This window comes from Paracoccus sp. SSJ, from assembly GCF_030234105.1.
Lineage (GTDB): Bacteria > Pseudomonadota > Alphaproteobacteria > Rhodobacterales > Rhodobacteraceae > Paracoccus > Paracoccus denitrificans.
In genome coordinates, this window is record NZ_JASSPE010000012.1 from 58465 (window position 1) to 75865 (window position 17401).

Annotated in this window: 14 protein-coding genes; all 14 read right to left on the bottom strand. The window is 68.3% G+C overall.

Going from position 1 to position 17401, the window contains the following annotated elements:
* Positions 1–5 precede the first annotated feature (5 nt).
* Positions 6–1619 carry an ABC transporter substrate-binding protein gene (locus QPR87_RS14190; RefSeq protein WP_285049935.1) on the bottom strand — a complete coding sequence of 538 codons (1614 nt, stop codon included), beginning with the start codon at positions 1617–1619 and terminating at the stop codon, positions 6–8.
* A gap of 58 nt (positions 1620–1677) precedes the next feature.
* A complete protein-coding gene (locus QPR87_RS14195; RefSeq protein WP_041530734.1) occupies positions 1678–2385 on the bottom strand; it encodes an HAD-IA family hydrolase in 708 nt (235 codons plus the stop codon).
* Positions 2386–2612: 227 nt separating this feature from the next.
* A complete protein-coding gene (locus tag QPR87_RS14200; protein WP_285049936.1) occupies positions 2613–3527 on the bottom strand; it encodes a 2-hydroxyacid dehydrogenase in 915 nt (304 codons plus the stop codon).
* Positions 3527–4903 (bottom strand): aspartate aminotransferase family protein, encoded by a 1377-nt coding sequence (locus tag QPR87_RS14205; protein ID WP_011751182.1) that lies wholly within the window; start codon positions 4901–4903, stop codon positions 3527–3529. The genes QPR87_RS14200 and QPR87_RS14205 overlap by 1 nt, the downstream gene beginning before the upstream one ends.
* Positions 4904–4920: 17 nt before the next feature.
* The gene (locus tag QPR87_RS14210; RefSeq protein WP_285049937.1) at positions 4921–5754 is read right to left on the bottom strand and encodes a GNAT family N-acetyltransferase; all 834 of its coding nucleotides are present in this window, start codon (positions 5752–5754) and stop codon (positions 4921–4923) included.
* A 113-nt stretch (positions 5755–5867) separates the two neighbouring features.
* The gene (locus QPR87_RS14215) at positions 5868–6221 is read right to left on the bottom strand and encodes a cupin domain-containing protein (protein ID WP_011751184.1); all 354 of its coding nucleotides are present in this window, start codon (positions 6219–6221) and stop codon (positions 5868–5870) included.
* Between the two features lie 8 nt (positions 6222–6229).
* Positions 6230–7507 (bottom strand): NAD(P)/FAD-dependent oxidoreductase, encoded by a 1278-nt coding sequence (locus QPR87_RS14220; protein WP_285049986.1) that lies wholly within the window; start codon positions 7505–7507, stop codon positions 6230–6232.
* Between the two features lie 2 nt (positions 7508–7509).
* Complete coding sequence (locus QPR87_RS14225; RefSeq protein ID WP_104493110.1) at positions 7510–8175, bottom strand: haloacid dehalogenase type II; 666 nt, start codon at positions 8173–8175, stop codon at positions 7510–7512.
* Positions 8176–8319: 144 nt separating this feature from the next.
* On the bottom strand, positions 8320–9768 hold the full coding sequence (locus tag QPR87_RS14230) for an NAD-dependent succinate-semialdehyde dehydrogenase (RefSeq protein WP_285049938.1): 1449 nt from the start codon (positions 9766–9768) through the stop codon (positions 8320–8322).
* Positions 9765–10805 (bottom strand): tartrate dehydrogenase, encoded by a 1041-nt coding sequence (locus QPR87_RS14235; protein WP_285049939.1) that lies wholly within the window; start codon positions 10803–10805, stop codon positions 9765–9767. The genes QPR87_RS14230 and QPR87_RS14235 overlap by 4 nt, the downstream gene beginning before the upstream one ends.
* Positions 10806–10816: 11 nt before the next feature.
* Positions 10817–12280, bottom strand: a complete 1464-nt coding sequence (locus tag QPR87_RS14240) for an aldehyde dehydrogenase family protein (RefSeq protein WP_285049940.1) — start codon at positions 12278–12280, stop codon at positions 10817–10819.
* Positions 12281–12406: 126 nt separating this feature from the next.
* Positions 12407–13279 carry a LysR family transcriptional regulator gene (locus QPR87_RS14245; protein WP_041530736.1) on the bottom strand — a complete coding sequence of 291 codons (873 nt, stop codon included), beginning with the start codon at positions 13277–13279 and terminating at the stop codon, positions 12407–12409.
* 55 nt (positions 13280–13334) lie between these two features.
* The gene (locus QPR87_RS14250) at positions 13335–15293 is read right to left on the bottom strand and encodes a hydantoinase B/oxoprolinase family protein (RefSeq protein ID WP_285049941.1); all 1959 of its coding nucleotides are present in this window, start codon (positions 15291–15293) and stop codon (positions 13335–13337) included.
* A gap of 3 nt (positions 15294–15296) precedes the next feature.
* On the bottom strand, positions 15297–17336 hold the full coding sequence (locus tag QPR87_RS14255; protein ID WP_285049942.1) for a hydantoinase/oxoprolinase family protein: 2040 nt from the start codon (positions 17334–17336) through the stop codon (positions 15297–15299).
* Positions 17337–17401: the final 65 nt, after the last annotated feature.

The window sequence follows — 17401 nt, forward strand, 5'->3', positions numbered from 1 at the left end:
GGAAATCAGGCTTCCAGCCACAGATACTCGGCCATGGCATAGCCCATCTGCCCGCCCAGCGGGTTGGGCAGCAGGCCCTTGACCTTGCCCGCATGGGCATCGACGTTCGAGATATAGACCGGAATGCCGGTCCCCGCCTCGTTCGAGACCATGACCTGCATCTCGTCGTAGATCTCCTTGCGCCTGGCGGTGTCCAGCTCGCCCCGCGCCTCGACCAGCATACGGTCGAATTTCTCGGATTTGTACTGGCTTTCGTTCCAGGGCGCGTCCGAGGCGTAAAGCAGCGAGAACAGGATGTCCGGCGTCGGGCGCGGGTTGATATTGCCGAAATGCACCGGCGCCTTCAGCCAGTAGTTCGACCAGTAGCCGTCCGACGGCACCCGCTGGATGTCGAAGCGCATGCCGATCTCGGCGCCCGCCTGCTGGAAGATCATCGCCATGTCCAGCGACGAGGCCGCCGCCTCGGACGCCACCACCGGGATCGGCTGGCCCAGCAGGCCCGCCTTTTCGAACAGCGATTTCGCGCGCTCGGGGTCGAATTCGCGCGGTTTCAGCTCGGCGTTGTGGAACGGGCTCATCGGCGGGACGGGCTGGTCGTTGGCGATCTCGGCCAAGCCGCGCAGCGCCGATTTCTGGATCAGCTCGCGGTTCATCAGGTATTTCATGCCTTCCACGAAGCCGGCCTTGTCGCCCGGCGCCAGATCCATCCGCGCGTTCAGGTTGGTGTAGTTGCCGCCCGTGGTGATGGACAGCACGAAATCGGGCTGGCTTTCCACCAGCCGCACCGATTGCGGCTTGATCGAGGCCGCGAACTGGATGTCGCCGGACAGCAGCGCGTTCACCCGCGCGCTGTCGTCGGGAATGGCGAAATATTCGAAGCTGTCCAGATGCGCCTTTTGCGGCTTGAAATAGTTCTCGTTGCGCTTGCCGATCGAGCGGACGCCCGGCTCGAACACTTCCGAGACGAAGGCGCCGGTTCCGTTCGCGGTCGAGAAATCGGTGGTGCCGTTCGCGATGATCATGAAGTGATGCATCGCCAGGATGGTCGGCAGGTCGGCATTCGGCGATTCAAGCGTGATCTGCACCCTCTGCGGGTCCAGCGCCTTGATCTCCTTGAACTGCTTGGCGATCGAGTTGACCTTGGAGCCCACCGCCGGGTCGAGATGGCGCTGAAGCGAGAACACCACGTCCTCGGCCTCCAGCGTCTTGCCGTCGTGGAAGGTCACGCCGGATTTCAGCTTGACGGTCCAGACGGCCGCATCCCCGCTTTCGATGCTGTCGGCCAGTTCCATCTCGATCGAGCCGTCCTCCTTCATGAAGGTCAGCCGGTTGTAATAGGCGCAGCAGCGCGTGTAATCCGTCGAAAGCGAGGCCTTGGCCGGGTCCAGCGTGTCGGCGGTCGATGCCGACCAGCCCGCCGCCTTCAGATGCCCGCCCGAAACCGGCGTCTGCGCCAGCGCGGCCGTCGCGCGGCCCAGGACGGTGCCGCCCACGGCCAGCGAGATGCCGCCCGCCATGAACATGCGCAGCAATTCGCGGCGGCTGGCGCCGCGGCGGATCGCGTTCTGGACCATCGCGTCGTCGGCGCGGGTCCAGTTGGTGATTTCCCTGTCGTTCATTTTCTTTTTCCCTTGCTGGAATGGTTGCGACGGACCCGGTCGCCCGGATCCGCACAAGTCACGCGGTCGCGGCCTCGGCCAGTTCGGCCATCGAGGTGAAGTGATGGTCAGGGGTGGTGAATTCGGCAGGCTCGATGGTGCCGCCATAGCCTTTCTGGGCATGCCGGCGCTGGATCCAGCAATTGGTCATGCCCAGGTCGCGCGACACGCCGATGTCGTGATACTGGCTTTGCGCGACATGCAGGATGTCGTCCTTGCCGGCCCCCTCGCTTTCGACGAAGGCGAAGACCTGGCGGAAGAAGGCGGGATCGGGCTTTTCGACGCCGGTATCATCCACCGTGAAGGAGGCATGGAAGGGATGCCCCAGCGCGGCGCTGAAATGCTCGAACGCCCAACGCTGGGCGTTGGTCATGGCGATCAGCCGGTATCTGCCCTTCAGCTTCGCCATGGCGGCGACGGAATCGGCAAAGGGTTTCCAGCCCGGCACCGCGTCGCGCAGCCGCGCGGCATGGGCGTCGTCCGCAGGCAGGCCCAGATCGGGCGCGATCACCTTGTAGACGCGCACCAGATCGTCGGGGAAATGCCCGACGCCCGGCATGTAGCGGGCGGCCCGATACAGGTCCAGCGCGCGCTCGGGGTCGAAATCGACGCCCTTTTCGGCAGCGATCGCGGCCAGCGCGCCGGTCAGCCCGGATTCGAAGTCGATCAGCGTGCCGACGACATCGAAGCTCATGTATTTGAATTGCGACAGCGGTCTTGCTGGCATCCTGTGCGTTCCCCGTTGTTCCCGCGTCCTTGCGCGGCGCTTGTTCCCTCGACCGAAGGGGGCTGGCCCCCGGTTGCCCGCGCCCCGGCCCATGTCTTTCCACCCACGCCGGATGGGCGTCCTTACCCCTCATCCTTCCGGCAAACCGGGCGCGAAAAACTCCAAATCCCGTCCCGGCGCAGCATAATCTTTCGTATCGCGCTGACCCTACGGCATCGCGGATATGGTCAATAACCGCGCGCGCGGTCCACCAGCCCCTCGGGCCTCTGGCCGCGAAGATCGGCGCGGATGCCGGCCAGCACATGCAGCGCGCCCTCATGCGCCACCGTCTGGCTGGCGACATGCGGCGTCAGGATGACGCGCGGGTGGCGCCATAGCCAATGGCCGGCCGGCAGCGGCTCAGGCTCGGTCACGTCAAGCATCGCCTGCGCGATCCGGCCGCTGTCCAGAGCCTGCCGCAGCGCATCCGCGTCCAGTTGCCGCCCGCGTCCCAGATGCACCAGCCGCGCACCCATCGGCAGCTTGTCGAACAGGTCGGCGTCCAGCATCCCCTCGGTTTCCGCGGTCAGGGGCAGCAGGCACAGCAGGATGTCGGTGCGGGCCAGAAAGGCGTCCAGATCGGTATGGCAGGCGACGCCCTCGATCCGGCGCGGGCTGCGGCTCCATCCGGCCAGGTCGAAGCCGAAGGGGCGCAGCGATTCCAGCACCGCCTGGCCCAGATTGCCCAGGCCCATCACCCCCACGCGCCTGTCGGCGGCGTCGACATTCATGCGCGGCAACCATTCGCCGCGCCGCTGCTGGTCCAGATAGGCGGGCAGGTCGCGATGCATGGCCAGCGTGGCCATGGTCGCATATTCGCGCATCTGCCGGGCGATGCCCGGCTCCAGCATCCGCACCACGCCGACGTCTTGGGGCAAGGCGGCCAGATCGAACTGATCGACGCCCGCCCCGACCGAGAATATCAGCCGCAGGTTCGGATAATCGCGCGCCAGCCCCTCGGGCGCGGTCCATGCCACCAGATAGCGCACGGCATGCGGGTCCGGCGCCTGTCCGACATGGAACGGCATATCGGGCAGGTCGCGGGCAAAGACCTCGCGAAAGACCGCGCCGCGCTCGGGGGTGGACAGGAACAGGACCGCCATCAGCGCAGCGCCGCGCGGATATCGGGATCCTCCAGCGTCAGGTCCAGCACCTTGCGGGTGCGGGCGACGATCAGGTCGATCTCTTCCTCGGTGCAGCACAGCGGCGGGGCATAGCCGATCACGCCCCAGCCAAAGGCGCGGATGACCAGCCCCTGATCCCAGGCGCGGTCGAAAATGCGCGTCGCGGGCTGGCTGGCAGCCGGCAGCGGGGTCTTCGCCGCCTTGTCGGTCACCAGCTCGATCGCCGCCAGCATGCCGCGCCCGCGCACGTCGCCCACCAGCGGGTGGTCGCCAAGGCCGCGCAGCCCCTCCATCAGCCGAGCGCCCATCCTGCGGCCGTTTTCCAGCAATCCGCCCTCGTAGAGGTCCAGCACCGCCAGCCCGACGGCGGCCGAGACCGGATGCGCCGAATAGGTATAGCCGTGCCCCACCGCCGCGGCGCCCGCGCCATCGGCGATCACCTGATAGACGCGATCCGACATGAACACCGCGCCCATCGGCACATAGCCCGAGGTCAGCCCCTTGGCGGCGGTGATCAGGTCGGGGACGATGCCCTCTTCCTCGCAGGCGAAAAGCGGGCCGGTGCGGCCGAAGGCGGTGATGACCTCATCGGCGACGAAAAGGATGTCGAGTTCCGCGCACAGATCGCGCATCGCACGCATCCAGCCCTTGGGCGGCACCAGCACCCCGCCCGAGCCCTGGATCGGCTCGGCATAGAAGGCCGCGACCCGTTCGGGGCCGCCCAGCTCGGCGACCTTGGCCAGCAACTGCGCCCTGGACGCCTCGATGATCGCGGCATCGTCGCTGCCCGCGGGATTGCGATAGCTGTAATGCGACGGAATCTTGTGCTGCCAGTCATAAGGCACGCCGAAACCCGCATGGAACGAGGGGATCGCGGTCAGCCCCGCCCCCACGGTCGAAGAACCGTGATAGCCCTGCTCCAGCGAGATGAACTGGTCCTTCCCCGGCATCCCGCGCGCGTTCCAGTAATAGCGGATGAAGCGCACGGTGCTGTCCACCGCGTCCGAGCCGCCCAGCGTGAAATAGACATGGTCCAGATCGCCCGGCGCGGCCTCGGCCAGGCGCGCGGCCAGGCGCACGGCCGGCTCCGAACCCAGCCCGAAATAGCCGGTCGCATAGGCCAGCTCCCGCATCTGCTGCGTCGCGGCCTCGACCACGCTGTCCTGCCCGTAGCCGGCATTGACGCACCACAGGCCCGCAAAGCCGTCGATCAGCTCATGCCCCTGCGCGTCGCGCACGCGCGCGCCCTTGCCCGAGGCCAGCAGGCGCACGCCCGCAGCCTCGTGCCCGCGCCAGCTTGCGACGGGGTGGATCAGATGGGCGCGGTCGAGTTCGACCAGTGAATTGGCCAGCATGTCGTCTCTCCTGAAAGTCAGCCAAGCGCCTGCGCGGCGAGGGCGAAGCGATGAAAATCCCCGGACCGGGCGGCGGGCGTGCCCCGGCTCATGCCGATGCCGCCGCCGACATGGGCCAGTCCCAGCCCGGTCAGCCAGGACGCAAGGCCGCTGTCCTCGGTCGTATCGACGCGGAGGAATTGCCCGGCACGGTCGGACAGCAGAAAGGACAGCAGATCCCTGGCCTCGTCCGCATCGGTGGCGACGACCGGACCCGCAACCGCTCCGCGGCCGAAGGGGCGCAGCGCGGCATAGCCCGCAATCCCGCCCGCCCGGCGCAGGACGGCAATGCGCCCGGCATGCAGCAGCGCGCGGATCAGCGGCGCGCGGTCCGCCCCGGTCGCATCGCGGTCGATGCCGGCGATGGCGTCCAGATCGTCCTCGCCGGCCCAATCGATGCCGGCGGGCGCCGCCGTCCCGGTCAGGATGCCCTGGTGCTGGACGATCCGCCCCTGTTCGGCAAAGCCCAGCTTGCGGTAAAGCGGCAGCCCGGCCTCGGTAGCGACCAGCCGCCATTCCCGCGGCGCCGCAAGGGCCATGGCGCCCTCCATCAGCCGGCGGCCCAAGCCCCTGCCCCGCATGTCCGGGCCGACGATGATCATGTTCATCATGCCGACCGGGCCGAAGACCGTCGCCATCGCCGTCCCGACGACCCGCCCGCCGGACAGCGCGACCACGCCCCGGCTGAGGCCGTGGATCAGCGCCCAGTCCTCGGGCCGGTGCGGCCAGTGCTCAAGGCGCGACAGCTCGACCGCCTGGGGGATGTGGTCGAGCTCAAAACGCGTCAGGACGGGATCGGTCGCAATCTGCATGGCATGGCCTTCGTCTTTCTGCCCGCGCAGCCTGCATGGCGGCAGGCGGCATCTGCGGTGCGGGGAACGGTCGGGGCGTGCGCGCGGCGGATCAGGCCGCGCGCACGCTTGGGTCATCCGACGATGACATAGATCTTGCGGACGGTTTCGACGGTCTTCCAGACGCCGCGATAGCCGGGCTTCATGATGAAGCTGTCGCCCTTGCGATAGGTGACGGGCGGCTGGCCGTCCTCGGTCAGTTCGACCACGCCGTCCAGGATATGGCAGAACTCGAAGCTCTCGCCCTTGATCGAGATGGTCTCGCCCGGCGTCGCCTCCCAGATGCCGGTGCGCACCTCGCCGCCCCGCGAGGCGTCCAGCGCCCAGGTCATGAACGAGGGATCGCCCGAAACCAGCCGGTCGGGGGCCGCCTTGCCCGGCGCGCCGGCGGGAAGGGTCGATGGGTCGATGGTCTGCAAAAGCGGCATGTCTGTCCTCAGCGGATAAGGTCAAGGGTTTTGTAGTAAAGGCCCACCAGCGGCAGGAACCACGGCTTGCCGGTATGGAACGGCACCGCCTGCCAGGGCAGCCCGTCCCAGGAATTGCGATTGGCACGGCCGGTCATCAGGTCGGCCATGATCTCGCCCATATGGGTGGCGATCTGCGCGCCATGGCCGGAATAGCCCATCGAGAAGTAAACCCCGTCCGCCTGCCCGGCGCGCGGAAAGCGATCGGCGGTCATGTCCACGAGCCCGCCCCAGCAATAGTCGATCGGCACCTCGCGAAGCTGCGGAAAGGTGCGCAGCAGCCCCGCGCGCAGGATCTCGCCGCTCTTGGCGTCCGAACGCTGGTCCGAGCTCGCCGAGAACCGCGCCCGCCCGCCCCAGATCAGCCGGTTGTCCGGCGCAAGGCGGAAATAGTTGCCGATATTCATCGAGGTCACGCAGGTCCGGTTGCCCGGCATCGTCGCCGCGACCTCGGCATCCGTCAGGGGGCGGGTGGCGATGATGAAGCTGCCGACCGGCACGATGCGGCGGCGAAACCATGGAAAGGCGCCGGTCGTATAGGCGCCGGTCGCCAGCAGCACCTTGCCCGCCGTGACGCTGCCCCTGGGCGTGGTCAGCTTCCAGCCCGCGCCGGCCTGCTCGCGCGCGATGACCGGGGCGCGTTCGAAGATCGCCGCGCCGCGCCGCGCGGCCGCCTCGGCCAGCCCCACGACGAAGCGGCCCATATGCATCATCGCGCTTTTCTTTTGCAGCATCGCGCCGTGAAAGGCGTCCGAGCCGACCTCGCCCGCCAGTTCCGCCCGCGACAGCATCGCGGTATCGGGATCGGCGTCGCGGTGCAGCGCCTCGAAATTGCGGGCAAGGCTGTCGTAATGGCCGGGTTTCGAGGCAAGCTTCAGCTTGCCCGAGCGCCGAAAGGAACAGTCGATCCCCTCTTCGGCGATGATGCGCTCGATGGTTTCGATGCCCTGGTCGAAGGCATGATAAAGCGCCCGTGCCCTGTCCGCGCCGAAATGCTCGCGCGCAGCCAGATAGCTGTGGGCGATGCCGTTGTTCAGGTGCCCGCCATTGCGCCCCGATGCCCCGAAGCCGACCGTCTCGGCCTCCAGCACGACGACCGAATGCCCTTCGGCGGCCAGCTTGCGCGCGGCCCCGAGGCCCGTAAAGCCCGCGCCGATCACCGCCACGTCGTATTGGTCGGAGACGGGCCCCGGCGCACCCGAGGCGAATGCGGGCGCGGTGTCGTGCCAATAGGACTGGAATTTCATCGTCACAGACCGAACACGCCCGGCAGGCCGCGGATATCCGCGATCTCGGTATATTCGTAATAGGGGTTGGCGGGCTCGTGGCCGCGATTGACCCAGACCTTGGACTTGATGCCCAGGTCATGGGCCGTCATCAGGTCGTAGCGGAACGAGGACGAAACATGGGTGATGTCCTCGGGCCCGCAGCCCAGCGCGTCCAGCATGTATTCGAAGCCGTTCATCTGCGGCTTGTAGGTGCCGGTCTCCTCGGCGGTCAGGACCAGATGGAAGGGCGCGCCCAACTTTTCCACGTTGGACATGATCTGGCTTTTCATGGCGTTGGACAGGATCACCAGCGGGATTTCCCGGGCGACCTTGGCCAGCCCCTCGGGGACGTCGAAATGCGGACCCCAGGTCGGCACCTCGTTATAGATGCGCAGCGCGTCTTCGTCGCGGAAGGTGACGCCATTGCGCTTGCAGGTGCGTTCCAGCGAATTGTGGACCACCTCGGCATAGGGTTTCCACGCGCCCAGGATCTCGTCCAGGCGATAGGCGGCGAAGTTCCTGATGAACTTCGCCATCGCCGGCTCGGAGAGTTGCTCGGCATAGATGCGGCGGGCCGCCCCGGCCATGTCGAAATTGGTCAGCGTGCCGTAGCAGTCGAAGGTGATGAATTTCGGGCGGAAGGTCATGGTCCGGGTTCCCTGTCTGCGGCGCCAGCGAAGCGCCATTTCTTTCGATCCTATGCCGCGTCCCGCAGGCGTCGCTTGCCGTTTGCGGGGCGCGGAAAGCATGAAACGCCGTATCCGCGCGGGCGGGCGGCAAATTCTTCGGCGTCAGAGCCCGCCCATGTGGAAGGCCTTCACCTCCAGATATTCCTCGATCCCCGCCCGCGCGCCCTCGCGGCCCAGGCCCGAGGACTTGACGCCGCCAAAAGGCGAAACGGTGGTCGAGACCGCGCCGGTGTTCAGCCCCACCATGCCGAATTCCAGCGCCTCGGCCACGCGCCAGGCACGGCGGATATTCTCGGTATAGAAATAGGCGGCAAGGCCGAAGGGGGTGCCGTTCGCGATGGCGACGGCCTCGTCCTCGGTCTCAAAGCGGAAAAGCGGCGCGACGGGGCCGAAGGTTTCCTCGGATGCCAGCTCCATCTCGGTCGTGGCACCCGTCAGGACCACGGGGGCGGCATATTGCCCCTCGGGGATCTCGGCCCGGGCGGCGACGGTCGCGCCTTTCGCCACGGCATCCGCGACATGGCGCGCGATCTTGTCCAGCGCAGCGCGGTTGATCATCGGGCCGATGTCGTTGCCGGCCTGCGTGCCGGGACCGACCTTCATCGCCGCGACCTTGGCGCCCAGCTTTTCGGCAAAGGCGTCGTAGACGCCCGCCTGCACCAGGATCCGGTTCGAGCAGACGCAGGTCTGGCCGCCATTGCGGAACTTGGACGCGATCGCCCCCTCGACCGCCGCGTCCAGATCGGCATCGTCGAAGACGATGAAGGGCGCGTTGCCGCCCAGTTCCAGCGACAGCCGCTTTACCGTCGGCGCGGATTGCGCTATCAGAAGCGAGCCGACGCGGGTCGAGCCGGTAAAGCTGACCTTGCGCACCGTCGGGTTGGCGGTCAGTTCCGCGCCGATCTCGGCCGGCATCCCGGTGACGATGTTGACGACGCCCGCCGGAATCCCCGCGCGCTCGGCCAGAACGCCCAGGGCGAGCGCGGAATAAGGCGTGAACTCGGAAGGCTTGATGACCACGGTGCAGCCCGCCGCCAGGGCCGGGCCGACTTTGCGGGTGATCATCGCGTTCGGGAAGTTCCACGGCGTGATGATGGCCGAGACGCCGACCGGCTCCTTCAGCGTCAGGATACGGCGGTCGTTCGTCGGCGCCGGGATCACGGTGCCGTCGATGCGCCGCGCCTCCTCGGCGAACCATTTCACGAAAGAGGCGCCATAGGCGATTTCCCCCCGTGCCTCGGAAAGCGGCTTGCCCTGTTCCAGCGTCAGGATCAGCGCCAGATCCTCGGCATGCTGGTTCATCAGGTCGAACCAGCGTTCCAGCAGCGCCGCGCGCTCGGCATGGCTGCGCTTTTTCCACGAGGCGAAGGCGGCATCGGCGGCATCGATGGCCGCGCGGGTCTCGGCGCCCGACAGGTCGGGAATGGTGCCCATGACCTGCCCGGTCGCGGGGTCGGTGACCTGGACCACGGCGCCGCTGGCCGCATCGACCCAATTGCCGCCGATCAGCGCCTGCTGGCGAAGCAGATCCTTGTCCTTCAATGCCGTCATGCCTTGCCCTCCAGCGCGGCCAGAACGGCCTTGGTGATGTCGTCGGTCTTGTCGCGGCCCGGAACGGTGCCGATGCCCCGCGCGGTCACCGCCTCCATCGCCGCCATGATGCGGGCGGCGGTCGCGGCCTCGCCCAGATGATCCAGCATCATCGCCACCGACCAGATCGCCGCCATCGGATTGGCGATGCCCAGATGCGCGATGTCGGGGGCCGAGCCATGCACTGGCTCGAACATCGAGGGCGCCGAGCGGTCGGGGTTGATATTGGCCGAGGCCGCAAAGCCCAACCCCCCCTGGATCGCCGCGCCCAGGTCGGTCAGGATGTCGCCAAAAAGGTTCGAGGCCACCACCACGTCCAGGCTTTCCGGCGCCATCACCATACGCGCGCACATCGCGTCGATATGGTAATGCGTCACCTCGACCTGCGGATATTCGGCAGCCAGCCGGTCGGTGATCTCGTCCCAGAACACCATGGAATATTTCTGCGCATTGGATTTCGTGACCGAGGCCAGCTTCCCCCGCCGTCGCATCGCTTGCTCAAAGCCGAAGCGGATGATCCGTTCCACGCCCGCGCGGGTGAAGATCGAGGTTTCCACCGCCACCTCGTCCGGGGTGCCGACATGGACGCGCCCGCCGGCGCCGGAATATTCGCCCTCGGTATTCTCGCGGATGCAGAGGATGTCGAAATCGCGGGTCTTCAGCGGCCCCTCGACACCGGGCAGCAGGCGGTGCGGGCGGATATTGGCATATTGCACGAAGGCCTTGCGGATCGGCAGCAGCAGTCCGTGCAGGGACACGCTGTCGGGCACCTTGGCGGGCCAGCCGACCGCGCCAAGGAAGATGGCGTCGAAGCCGCGCAGGGTCTCGATCCCGTCCTCGGGCATCATCTTGCCGGTTTGCAGGTAGTGGTCGCAGGACCACGGGAAGGTCGTGGTTTCCAGCACGGCGCCCGCAGCCCGGGCAACGGCGACGGCCGACTCGGTCACGGCGGTCCCGATGCCGTCTCCGGGGATGAGGGCGATCTTGTGGGTGGTCATGTCCGGCTCCTTCAAAGGTCGATCAGCACGCTTTTCTGGCGGCGGTTGGCGTGATAGGCGGCGCGGCCCAGATCCTTGCCGATGCCCGAGGACTTGTAGCCCCCCGTCGGCAGGATATGGTCGCGCGAGCGGCCGTAGCGGTTGATCCAGACCGTCCCGGCCTCGATCCGGCGCATGACGCGCAGCGCGCGCGACAGGTCGCGGGTGAATATCCCGGCGCAAAGGCCATAGGTCGGATGGTCGGCCATGGCGACGGCCTGCTCTTCGTCCGCAAAGGGCTCCAAAGTCAGGACCGGGCCGAAGATCTCTTCGGTCACGGCGGGGGAATCGGGGGCGACGCCCGCCAGCAGCGTCGGCGCATAGAACCAGCCCGGATGATCCAGCCGCGCCGCGCCGGCCAGCACCTCGGCCCCTTGGGCGACGGCAGCCTGCACGATGCCGTCTATGCGGGCGATCTGGCGTTCCGAGATGATCGGGGAATATTGCGTTTCGGCATCCCATGTGGTGCCGGGACGGTGGTCGGCCATGCGCACGATCAGCCTTTCCGCCAGCGCCTCGGCGATTTCCGCCGCGACCAGCACCCGGCTGCCCGCGACGCAGGCCTGCCCGGCGTTGAAGGTGATCGACCGCGCGATGCAATCGGCGGCCAGATCCAGGTCGGCATCGGCAAAGACGATCTGCGGCGACTTGCCGCCCAGTTCCAGCGTCATCGGCTTGACGCCGTTGCGGGCGATATTGCCCATGATCGCCTGCCCCGCCCCGGTCGAGCCGGTAAAGCTGACCTTGCCGATCCCGGGATGGCCGGTGATCGCATTGCCGGTGACCGGCCCGTCGCCCAGCACCACGTTGACCAGCCCGGCGGGAATGCCTGCGCGCACGGAAAGCTCGGCCATGTAAAGCGTCGAAAAGGGCGTCATCTCGGACGGCTTCAGCACCACCGCATTGCCTGCCGCCAGCGCCGGTGCCAGCTTCCATCCCGCCATCGACAGCGGAAAATTCCAGGGCGTGATCGCGCCCACGACGCCATAGGGCTCGTCCACCGTCATCCCCAGCGAGGCATCGCGGGTCGGCACCAGGTCGCTGCCCTCCTTGTCCGCCATCTCGGCGAAAAAGCGGATCTGCTCGGCGGTCACGGCGATGTCGCCCGCCGGCAATTGCACGACGGGGCGGGTCGAGCAGGCGGCCTCGAACCGGGCCAGCGTCTCGGCCTCGGCCTCGATCAGGTCGGCCCATTTCAGCAGGGCGCGGGTGCGGTCGCGCGGGACGCCGCAACCCCAGCCCGAGGCGGCCAGCGCGGCCCGCCCGGCCGCGACCGCGCGATCCACCATATCCGCATCCGCGACCGGACTCTCGCCGAACGCCGCCCCGTCCGAGGGGCGATGCATGGCCAGCCGGCCCCGGTCGGCGACATGTTCGCCGGCGATGAAATGCCCGCGCGGCAGGTCGAGAGTGTCGGGATCGAAGGATCGGGTCATGGCACGCCTTCCGTTTTGCCTTGGACGAAAGCTTAGCCATCGGGGCCGTGCAGATATGCCGTGATCGCAATGGGCCGGAGCGGATTGTCCCGTTTGCGCCCCCGCCCGCGCAATTCTGTATCGCCCCTAGCCGGGCGCGCGCAAAAGCGCGATCAGCGCCTGCGCAAGGCGCGGGATCGGCCGGGCGCCGTCGGTGGCAAGGGCCAGCCCCATGGCAAGGCGCGGGCGGAACGGGCGCATGGCCAGCCCCGCCATGTCCGCCCAATCGACCAGCCCGTCCACCAGCGCCACCCCCAGCCCCGCGCGCACCAGCGGCACCGCGGCGACGGAAGAGGCGACCTGGATCGCCACCTGCCGCACCAGCCCCTCGGCGCGAAAGGCCTGGTCCAGCGCCGGGCCGATCTCGGCATGGCTGCCATATGAGATCAGCGGCTGGCCGGCCAGATCGCCGGGGGCCACGGCATCGAGCCCCGCAAGCGCGTGGCCCTGCGGCATCAGCACCGCCAGCGGGATGGGGGCCAGCGTCTGTGTCCGCACGGTCGGGGCGAGGATCGGCGACAGGGTGACGGCAAGGTCGATGGCGCCGGTGCGCAGCGCCTCGGCGATCTCCTGCTTGGGCAGGGTGTGCAGGTGGATGCGGACCTCGGGGTGGCTGGCGCGGAACCGGGCCAGCGCGGGCGGCAGCACCGACCACGCCACCGGCAGGCTGGCCCCCAGCCGCAAGAGGCCCAGCCGCCGCTCGCCCACGCGCCGGGCCAGATCGCCCAGCACCTCCATCTCGCGCAGCACGCGGGCGGCATCCTCGTGAAGCAGGTCGGCCTCGGGTGTGGGGATCAGGCGGCCGCCGATGCGCTGGAACAGCGCATAGCCCAGCTGATCCTCAAGGTGGTGCAGCAGCTTCGAGGCGGCGGGCTGCGAGATCGACAGGCTGTTCGCCGCCGCCGTCACCGAACCGTCGCGCATGATGGCGCAGAAAATCTCGAGCTGCCGCGTGTTCATGGGGGCCAGAGGCGCACAGGCGCTGCCCCTTGGCAAGGGGCAGCGCATGGGGGTGTCACAACGGATGGCGGTCGCGCAGATCCGCAAAGATCGCCGCCATCTCTTGCCCGACAGGCACGGTGCCGCCGGCCTTTTCCACAGCCGCAAAGACCTGCTGCTTGAGGAAGAAGCGCCAGCCGACGGGAACCGAGGCCAGGAACTCCGTCAGCAAGTCATAGCGTTCCGGGGTCCAGACCCGCTCGAATTCGACGCGGCGGGCGCCAAAGGTGAAGTCGGGCGCCTTGGCGCGAGGCGCGGCCCGGCGGGCCTTGGTCGCCACATGGTCCACCTCGCCGTCGCGGATGACGACGCCGTAATCGGCCTCGGCCCGTGCGGCACTGATCGCCCCCTTGGCGACATCGGCCATGACCAGGTCGACCGGCCGGGTCAGCGGATCGCCCCAGCCGCCGGCACCCGGCCCGACCACGCGGATCACGTCGCCCGGGGCACATTGCACGACGTCGGTATTGCCCAGATCCTGCTCGTCCGCGCAGCCCGGATTGCGGGTAAAGGTCGAAACCCCCGCCTCGGCCGCGCCGCGCAAGCCCCATGCCGGCATGATCGAGCGGTTGCGGTTGCGCGCCGTGACCACGGTGCCGGGGCTTGATACCTCGAATTCCATCACCGCCGAAAGGCCGCCGCGCCAGCGCCCCGCCGCGCCGCTGTCGCGTTCAAGGCCGTAGCGGCGGAAGCGGATCGGCACCTCGGCCTCGGAAATCTCGATGGGGGTGTTGCGCAGGAAGCCGGTCGCGCCGCCCGCCCCGTCGCTGCCGTCCCCGAAGGGGGTGGCGCCGCCGCCGCCGCCCACCGGCCCGATCGAGGCCATGACCGGACGCCCCGCCCGGTCCACGGTCTTGATGTTCATGATCGCGTTCCCGCCCGGCGCCGCCGCCGGGATCAGGTCGGGCAGCGCGCGCGCAAACGCCCCCACCGTCACGATCTGCGTCATGGCGCAGGTCAGCGAGCGCATCCCCACCGCCGCGCCGGGGGCCGAGTTCACCACGCTGCCCTCGGGCAGCACGGCACGGGCCGGGCGCAGCGTGCCCGCGTTCAGCCACAGCGAATTGTCCAGCGTGTAAAGCACATAGGTCAGCCCGACCATGACCAGCGGATGCCGCTCGCGCCCGCCGGTCGGCATGTTCAGGGACGAGCCCAGCTGCGGGTCCGAGCCGGTATAGTCCAGCTCGACCTGATCGCCGCGGATGCGCAGGGTCAGGGCGATGCGGGCGGGCAGGCCCTGGGGCGCGTCCTCGTCGGCGTAATCGGCAAAGAAGTAATCGCCGTCGGGAATGGTCGTCAGGATGCGGCGGACCTGCGCCTCGGAATGGTCCAGGATCTGCTCGACGCCATCCAGGAAGGTATCGAAGCCAAAGCGGCGGATGATCTCGGCCATCTTGCGCTCGCCCACGTTCACGCTGGCGACCTGCGCGGCCAGATCGCCGATATTCTGCTCGGGCATCCGCACGTTGGACCGGATCAGCCGCGCGACGAAGGGGTTCTCGACGCCCCGGTCGTAAAGCTTGACCGGCGGGATGCGCAGCCCCTCCTGCGCGATCTCGGTCAGCGCGCGCGACAGCGAGGCGGGCACCGCGCCGCCCACGTCGGTATTGTGGATATGGCCCACGACGAAGCAGGCCAGTCGGCCTTGGTGAAAGACCGGCTTCCAGATATGGATGTCGGGGGTGTGGGTGGCCACATGGCCCGCCGTCGGGTCGTTGGTGATGCAGATGTCGCCTTCGTTGTATTCGTCGATGCAGGCCAGCAACGGGCCGTAGTCGATGCCGGAATACCAGGGCGCGCCGAACTGGCGGGGATTGGCAAAGGCCAGCCCCTCGCGCGTCACGATCTGGCAGGAAAAATCCTCGGTCTCCTTGACGAAGGCGGAATGGGCGGTGCGCATCAGGGTAAAGGCCATCGCATCGGCGGCAGCACCGCAGAAATTGGCGAGAACCTGAAGGTTGCGTGCGTCGATCATGGGTCAGGCCCCTTTCGCGATCAGAAGGTTGCCGAAATCATCGACCTGCACATGAAAGCCGGGCGGAACGACGGTGGTGGTGTCGTCCTGCCGCACGATGGCCGGGCCGTCGAAGGCATGGCCGGGCGCCAGCGCCTCGCGGTCGTAAAGCGCCACCGTCGCGGGCCGGCCCGCGAACCAGGCCTCGACGTGATCCGAAGGCATGGCCGGATCGGTCGCCGGCGCGGGACGCGGCATCGCAGGCTTGGGCGTCGCACCCGCGATCACCAGTCGCAGGTTCACCATCTGGACCCCCGCACCCTCGCTGGCATGGCCGAACAGCCGCGCATGCTCGGCATGAAAGGCCCCCGCGATGGCCGCGACATCGCCCGAGGCAATCCAGCCGGCCTCCAGCACCGTCTCGATCTCATAGGACTGGCCCCGATAGCGCATGTCGGCCGAGACGCCGACCACCCCCTTGCCCGGATGCCCTTGCCGCGCCAGCCAGTCGCGGGCGGTCGCCTCCAGCTCGGCCAGGGGCGCGGCCAGCGCCGCCACCCCCTTGGCGTCGAGATCCAGATACAGCGTGCGGATGAAATCGTTCTTCAGATCCGCGATCAGCCCGCCAAGGGCCGAGACGCAGCCCGGGCGCGGGGGAACGACAACCCCCTTCATGTCCAACTCGCGCGCAAGATAGCAGGCCAGCATCGCGCCCGCGCCGCCGAATGCGAAAAGATGGAACTCGCGCGGATCGATGCCGAAGCGCGAGACCAGGCCCGAGACCTCGGCATACATCGCCGAGACCGAGATATCGACGATATGGCCCGCGACCTCCTCGACCGGGGCGCCCAGCCGCTCGGCCAGCGGCCGGATCGCCGCACGGGCGGCCGCGTGATCGACGCTGACCGCGCCATAACCCAGGTCGCCGTGGCCGATCAGGTTCTGCGCCGCCATCGCATCGGTGATCGTCGGCCTGACCCCGCCGCGCCCATAGCAGGCCGGACCGGGGGTCGAGCCCGCACTTTCCGGCCCCACCCGCAACACGCCCAGATCGTCCACCGAGGCGACCGAGCCGCCGCCCTGCCCGACCGAGCTGACCGCGACAGAGGGGATATGGATCTGGAAATCCCCGATCAACTCGCCCGTGCCATATTGCGGCTGCCCGTCGAGGATCACCGCCACATCGGCTGAGGTGCCGCCGATATCGAGGCTCAGCACCTTGGGAAAGCCGCATTCCCTCGCCAGCCAGCCCGCGCCGATCACCCCCGAGGCGGTGCCGGACAGGATCATCTGCACGGGTTCCGCCCGCGCCTGCCCGATGCCCATGACGCCGCCGTTCGACTTGGTGATGTGGGCGGGCACGGGGACGCCCTTGCCGGCCAGCGCCGCCTCGAACCGATCAAGGTAATGCGCCACGCGCGGCTGCACATAGCCCGAGATCACGGCCGTTATCGTGCGCTCGAACTCGCGGATCACCGGCCATGTGCCCGATGAGGTGACGACGGGCATCTCGGGCGCCATCTCGGCCAGCATCGCGGCGACGGCGCGCTCGTTTTCAGGGTTCCGGCAGGCATGCAGGAAGGCGACGACGATGCCTGCCGCGCCCGCCGCCCGTGCCGCCGCCAGCGCGCGGGCCACGTCCGCGCGTTCCGGGGCGTGCAGGATGGCGCCGGTCGCCTCGGTGCGCTCATCGATGCCAAAGACGTTTTCGCGCGGGACCAGCGGCTTGGGGCGCACGGAATACAGGTTGTGGATCTGCGGGATCTTCAGCCGGGCGATTTCCAGCACATCCTCGAAATTGCGGGTGGTGAACAGCGCCAGCATCGGGCCGTTCCTCTGGATCACCGTGTTGATGCCGACAGTGGTGCCGTGGGTGAAATACCCGACATCGCCGGGCGCGATCCCGTCCCGCGCCTGAAGCCGGTCGAGGCCGGCAAGGATCTCGGCCCCCGGCTGGTCGGGCCGCGAGAACACCTTGAGCGTGCGAAGCTGCCCGCTGCCCTCTTCCAGCACCGCGAAATCCGTGAAGGACCCGCCGACATCCACCCCGATGCGATAGCCCATTGCCCGCTCCCTATCCGTTTCGCGGCACTCTGCCACGGGCAGGCCGGACCGGGCCAATTCCCATT

Bases quoted from the DNA above. Each gene is read 5' to 3' on its own strand.
- QPR87_RS14235 (WP_285049939.1), bottom strand. From the start codon at position 10,805: ATGACCACCCACAAGATCGCCCTCATCCCCGGAGACGGCATCGGGACC.
- QPR87_RS14205 (WP_011751182.1), bottom strand. From the start codon at position 4,903: ATGCTGGCCAATTCACTGGTCGAACTCGACCGCGCCCATCTGATCCAC.
- QPR87_RS14190 (WP_285049935.1), bottom strand. From the start codon at position 1,619: ATGAACGACAGGGAAATCACCAACTGGACCCGCGCCGACGACGCGATG.
- QPR87_RS14225 (WP_104493110.1), bottom strand. From the start codon at position 8,175: ATGACCTTCCGCCCGAAATTCATCACCTTCGACTGCTACGGCACGCTG.
- QPR87_RS14250 (WP_285049941.1), bottom strand. From the start codon at position 15,293: ATGATCGACGCACGCAACCTTCAGGTTCTCGCCAATTTCTGCGGTGCT.
- QPR87_RS14200 (WP_285049936.1), bottom strand. From the start codon at position 3,527: ATGGCGGTCCTGTTCCTGTCCACCCCCGAGCGCGGCGCGGTCTTTCGC.
- QPR87_RS14230 (WP_285049938.1), bottom strand. From the start codon at position 9,768: ATGACGGCATTGAAGGACAAGGATCTGCTTCGCCAGCAGGCGCTGATC.
- QPR87_RS14210 (WP_285049937.1), bottom strand. From the start codon at position 5,754: ATGCAGATTGCGACCGATCCCGTCCTGACGCGTTTTGAGCTCGACCAC.
- QPR87_RS14245 (WP_041530736.1), bottom strand. From the start codon at position 13,279: ATGAACACGCGGCAGCTCGAGATTTTCTGCGCCATCATGCGCGACGGT.
- QPR87_RS14240 (WP_285049940.1), bottom strand. From the start codon at position 12,280: ATGACCCGATCCTTCGATCCCGACACTCTCGACCTGCCGCGCGGGCAT.
- QPR87_RS14215 (WP_011751184.1), bottom strand. From the start codon at position 6,221: ATGCCGCTTTTGCAGACCATCGACCCATCGACCCTTCCCGCCGGCGCG.
- QPR87_RS14220 (WP_285049986.1), bottom strand. From the start codon at position 7,507: ATGAAATTCCAGTCCTATTGGCACGACACCGCGCCCGCATTCGCCTCG.
- QPR87_RS14195 (WP_041530734.1), bottom strand. From the start codon at position 2,385: ATGCCAGCAAGACCGCTGTCGCAATTCAAATACATGAGCTTCGATGTC.
- QPR87_RS14255 (WP_285049942.1), bottom strand. From the start codon at position 17,336: ATGGGCTATCGCATCGGGGTGGATGTCGGCGGGTCCTTCACGGATTTC.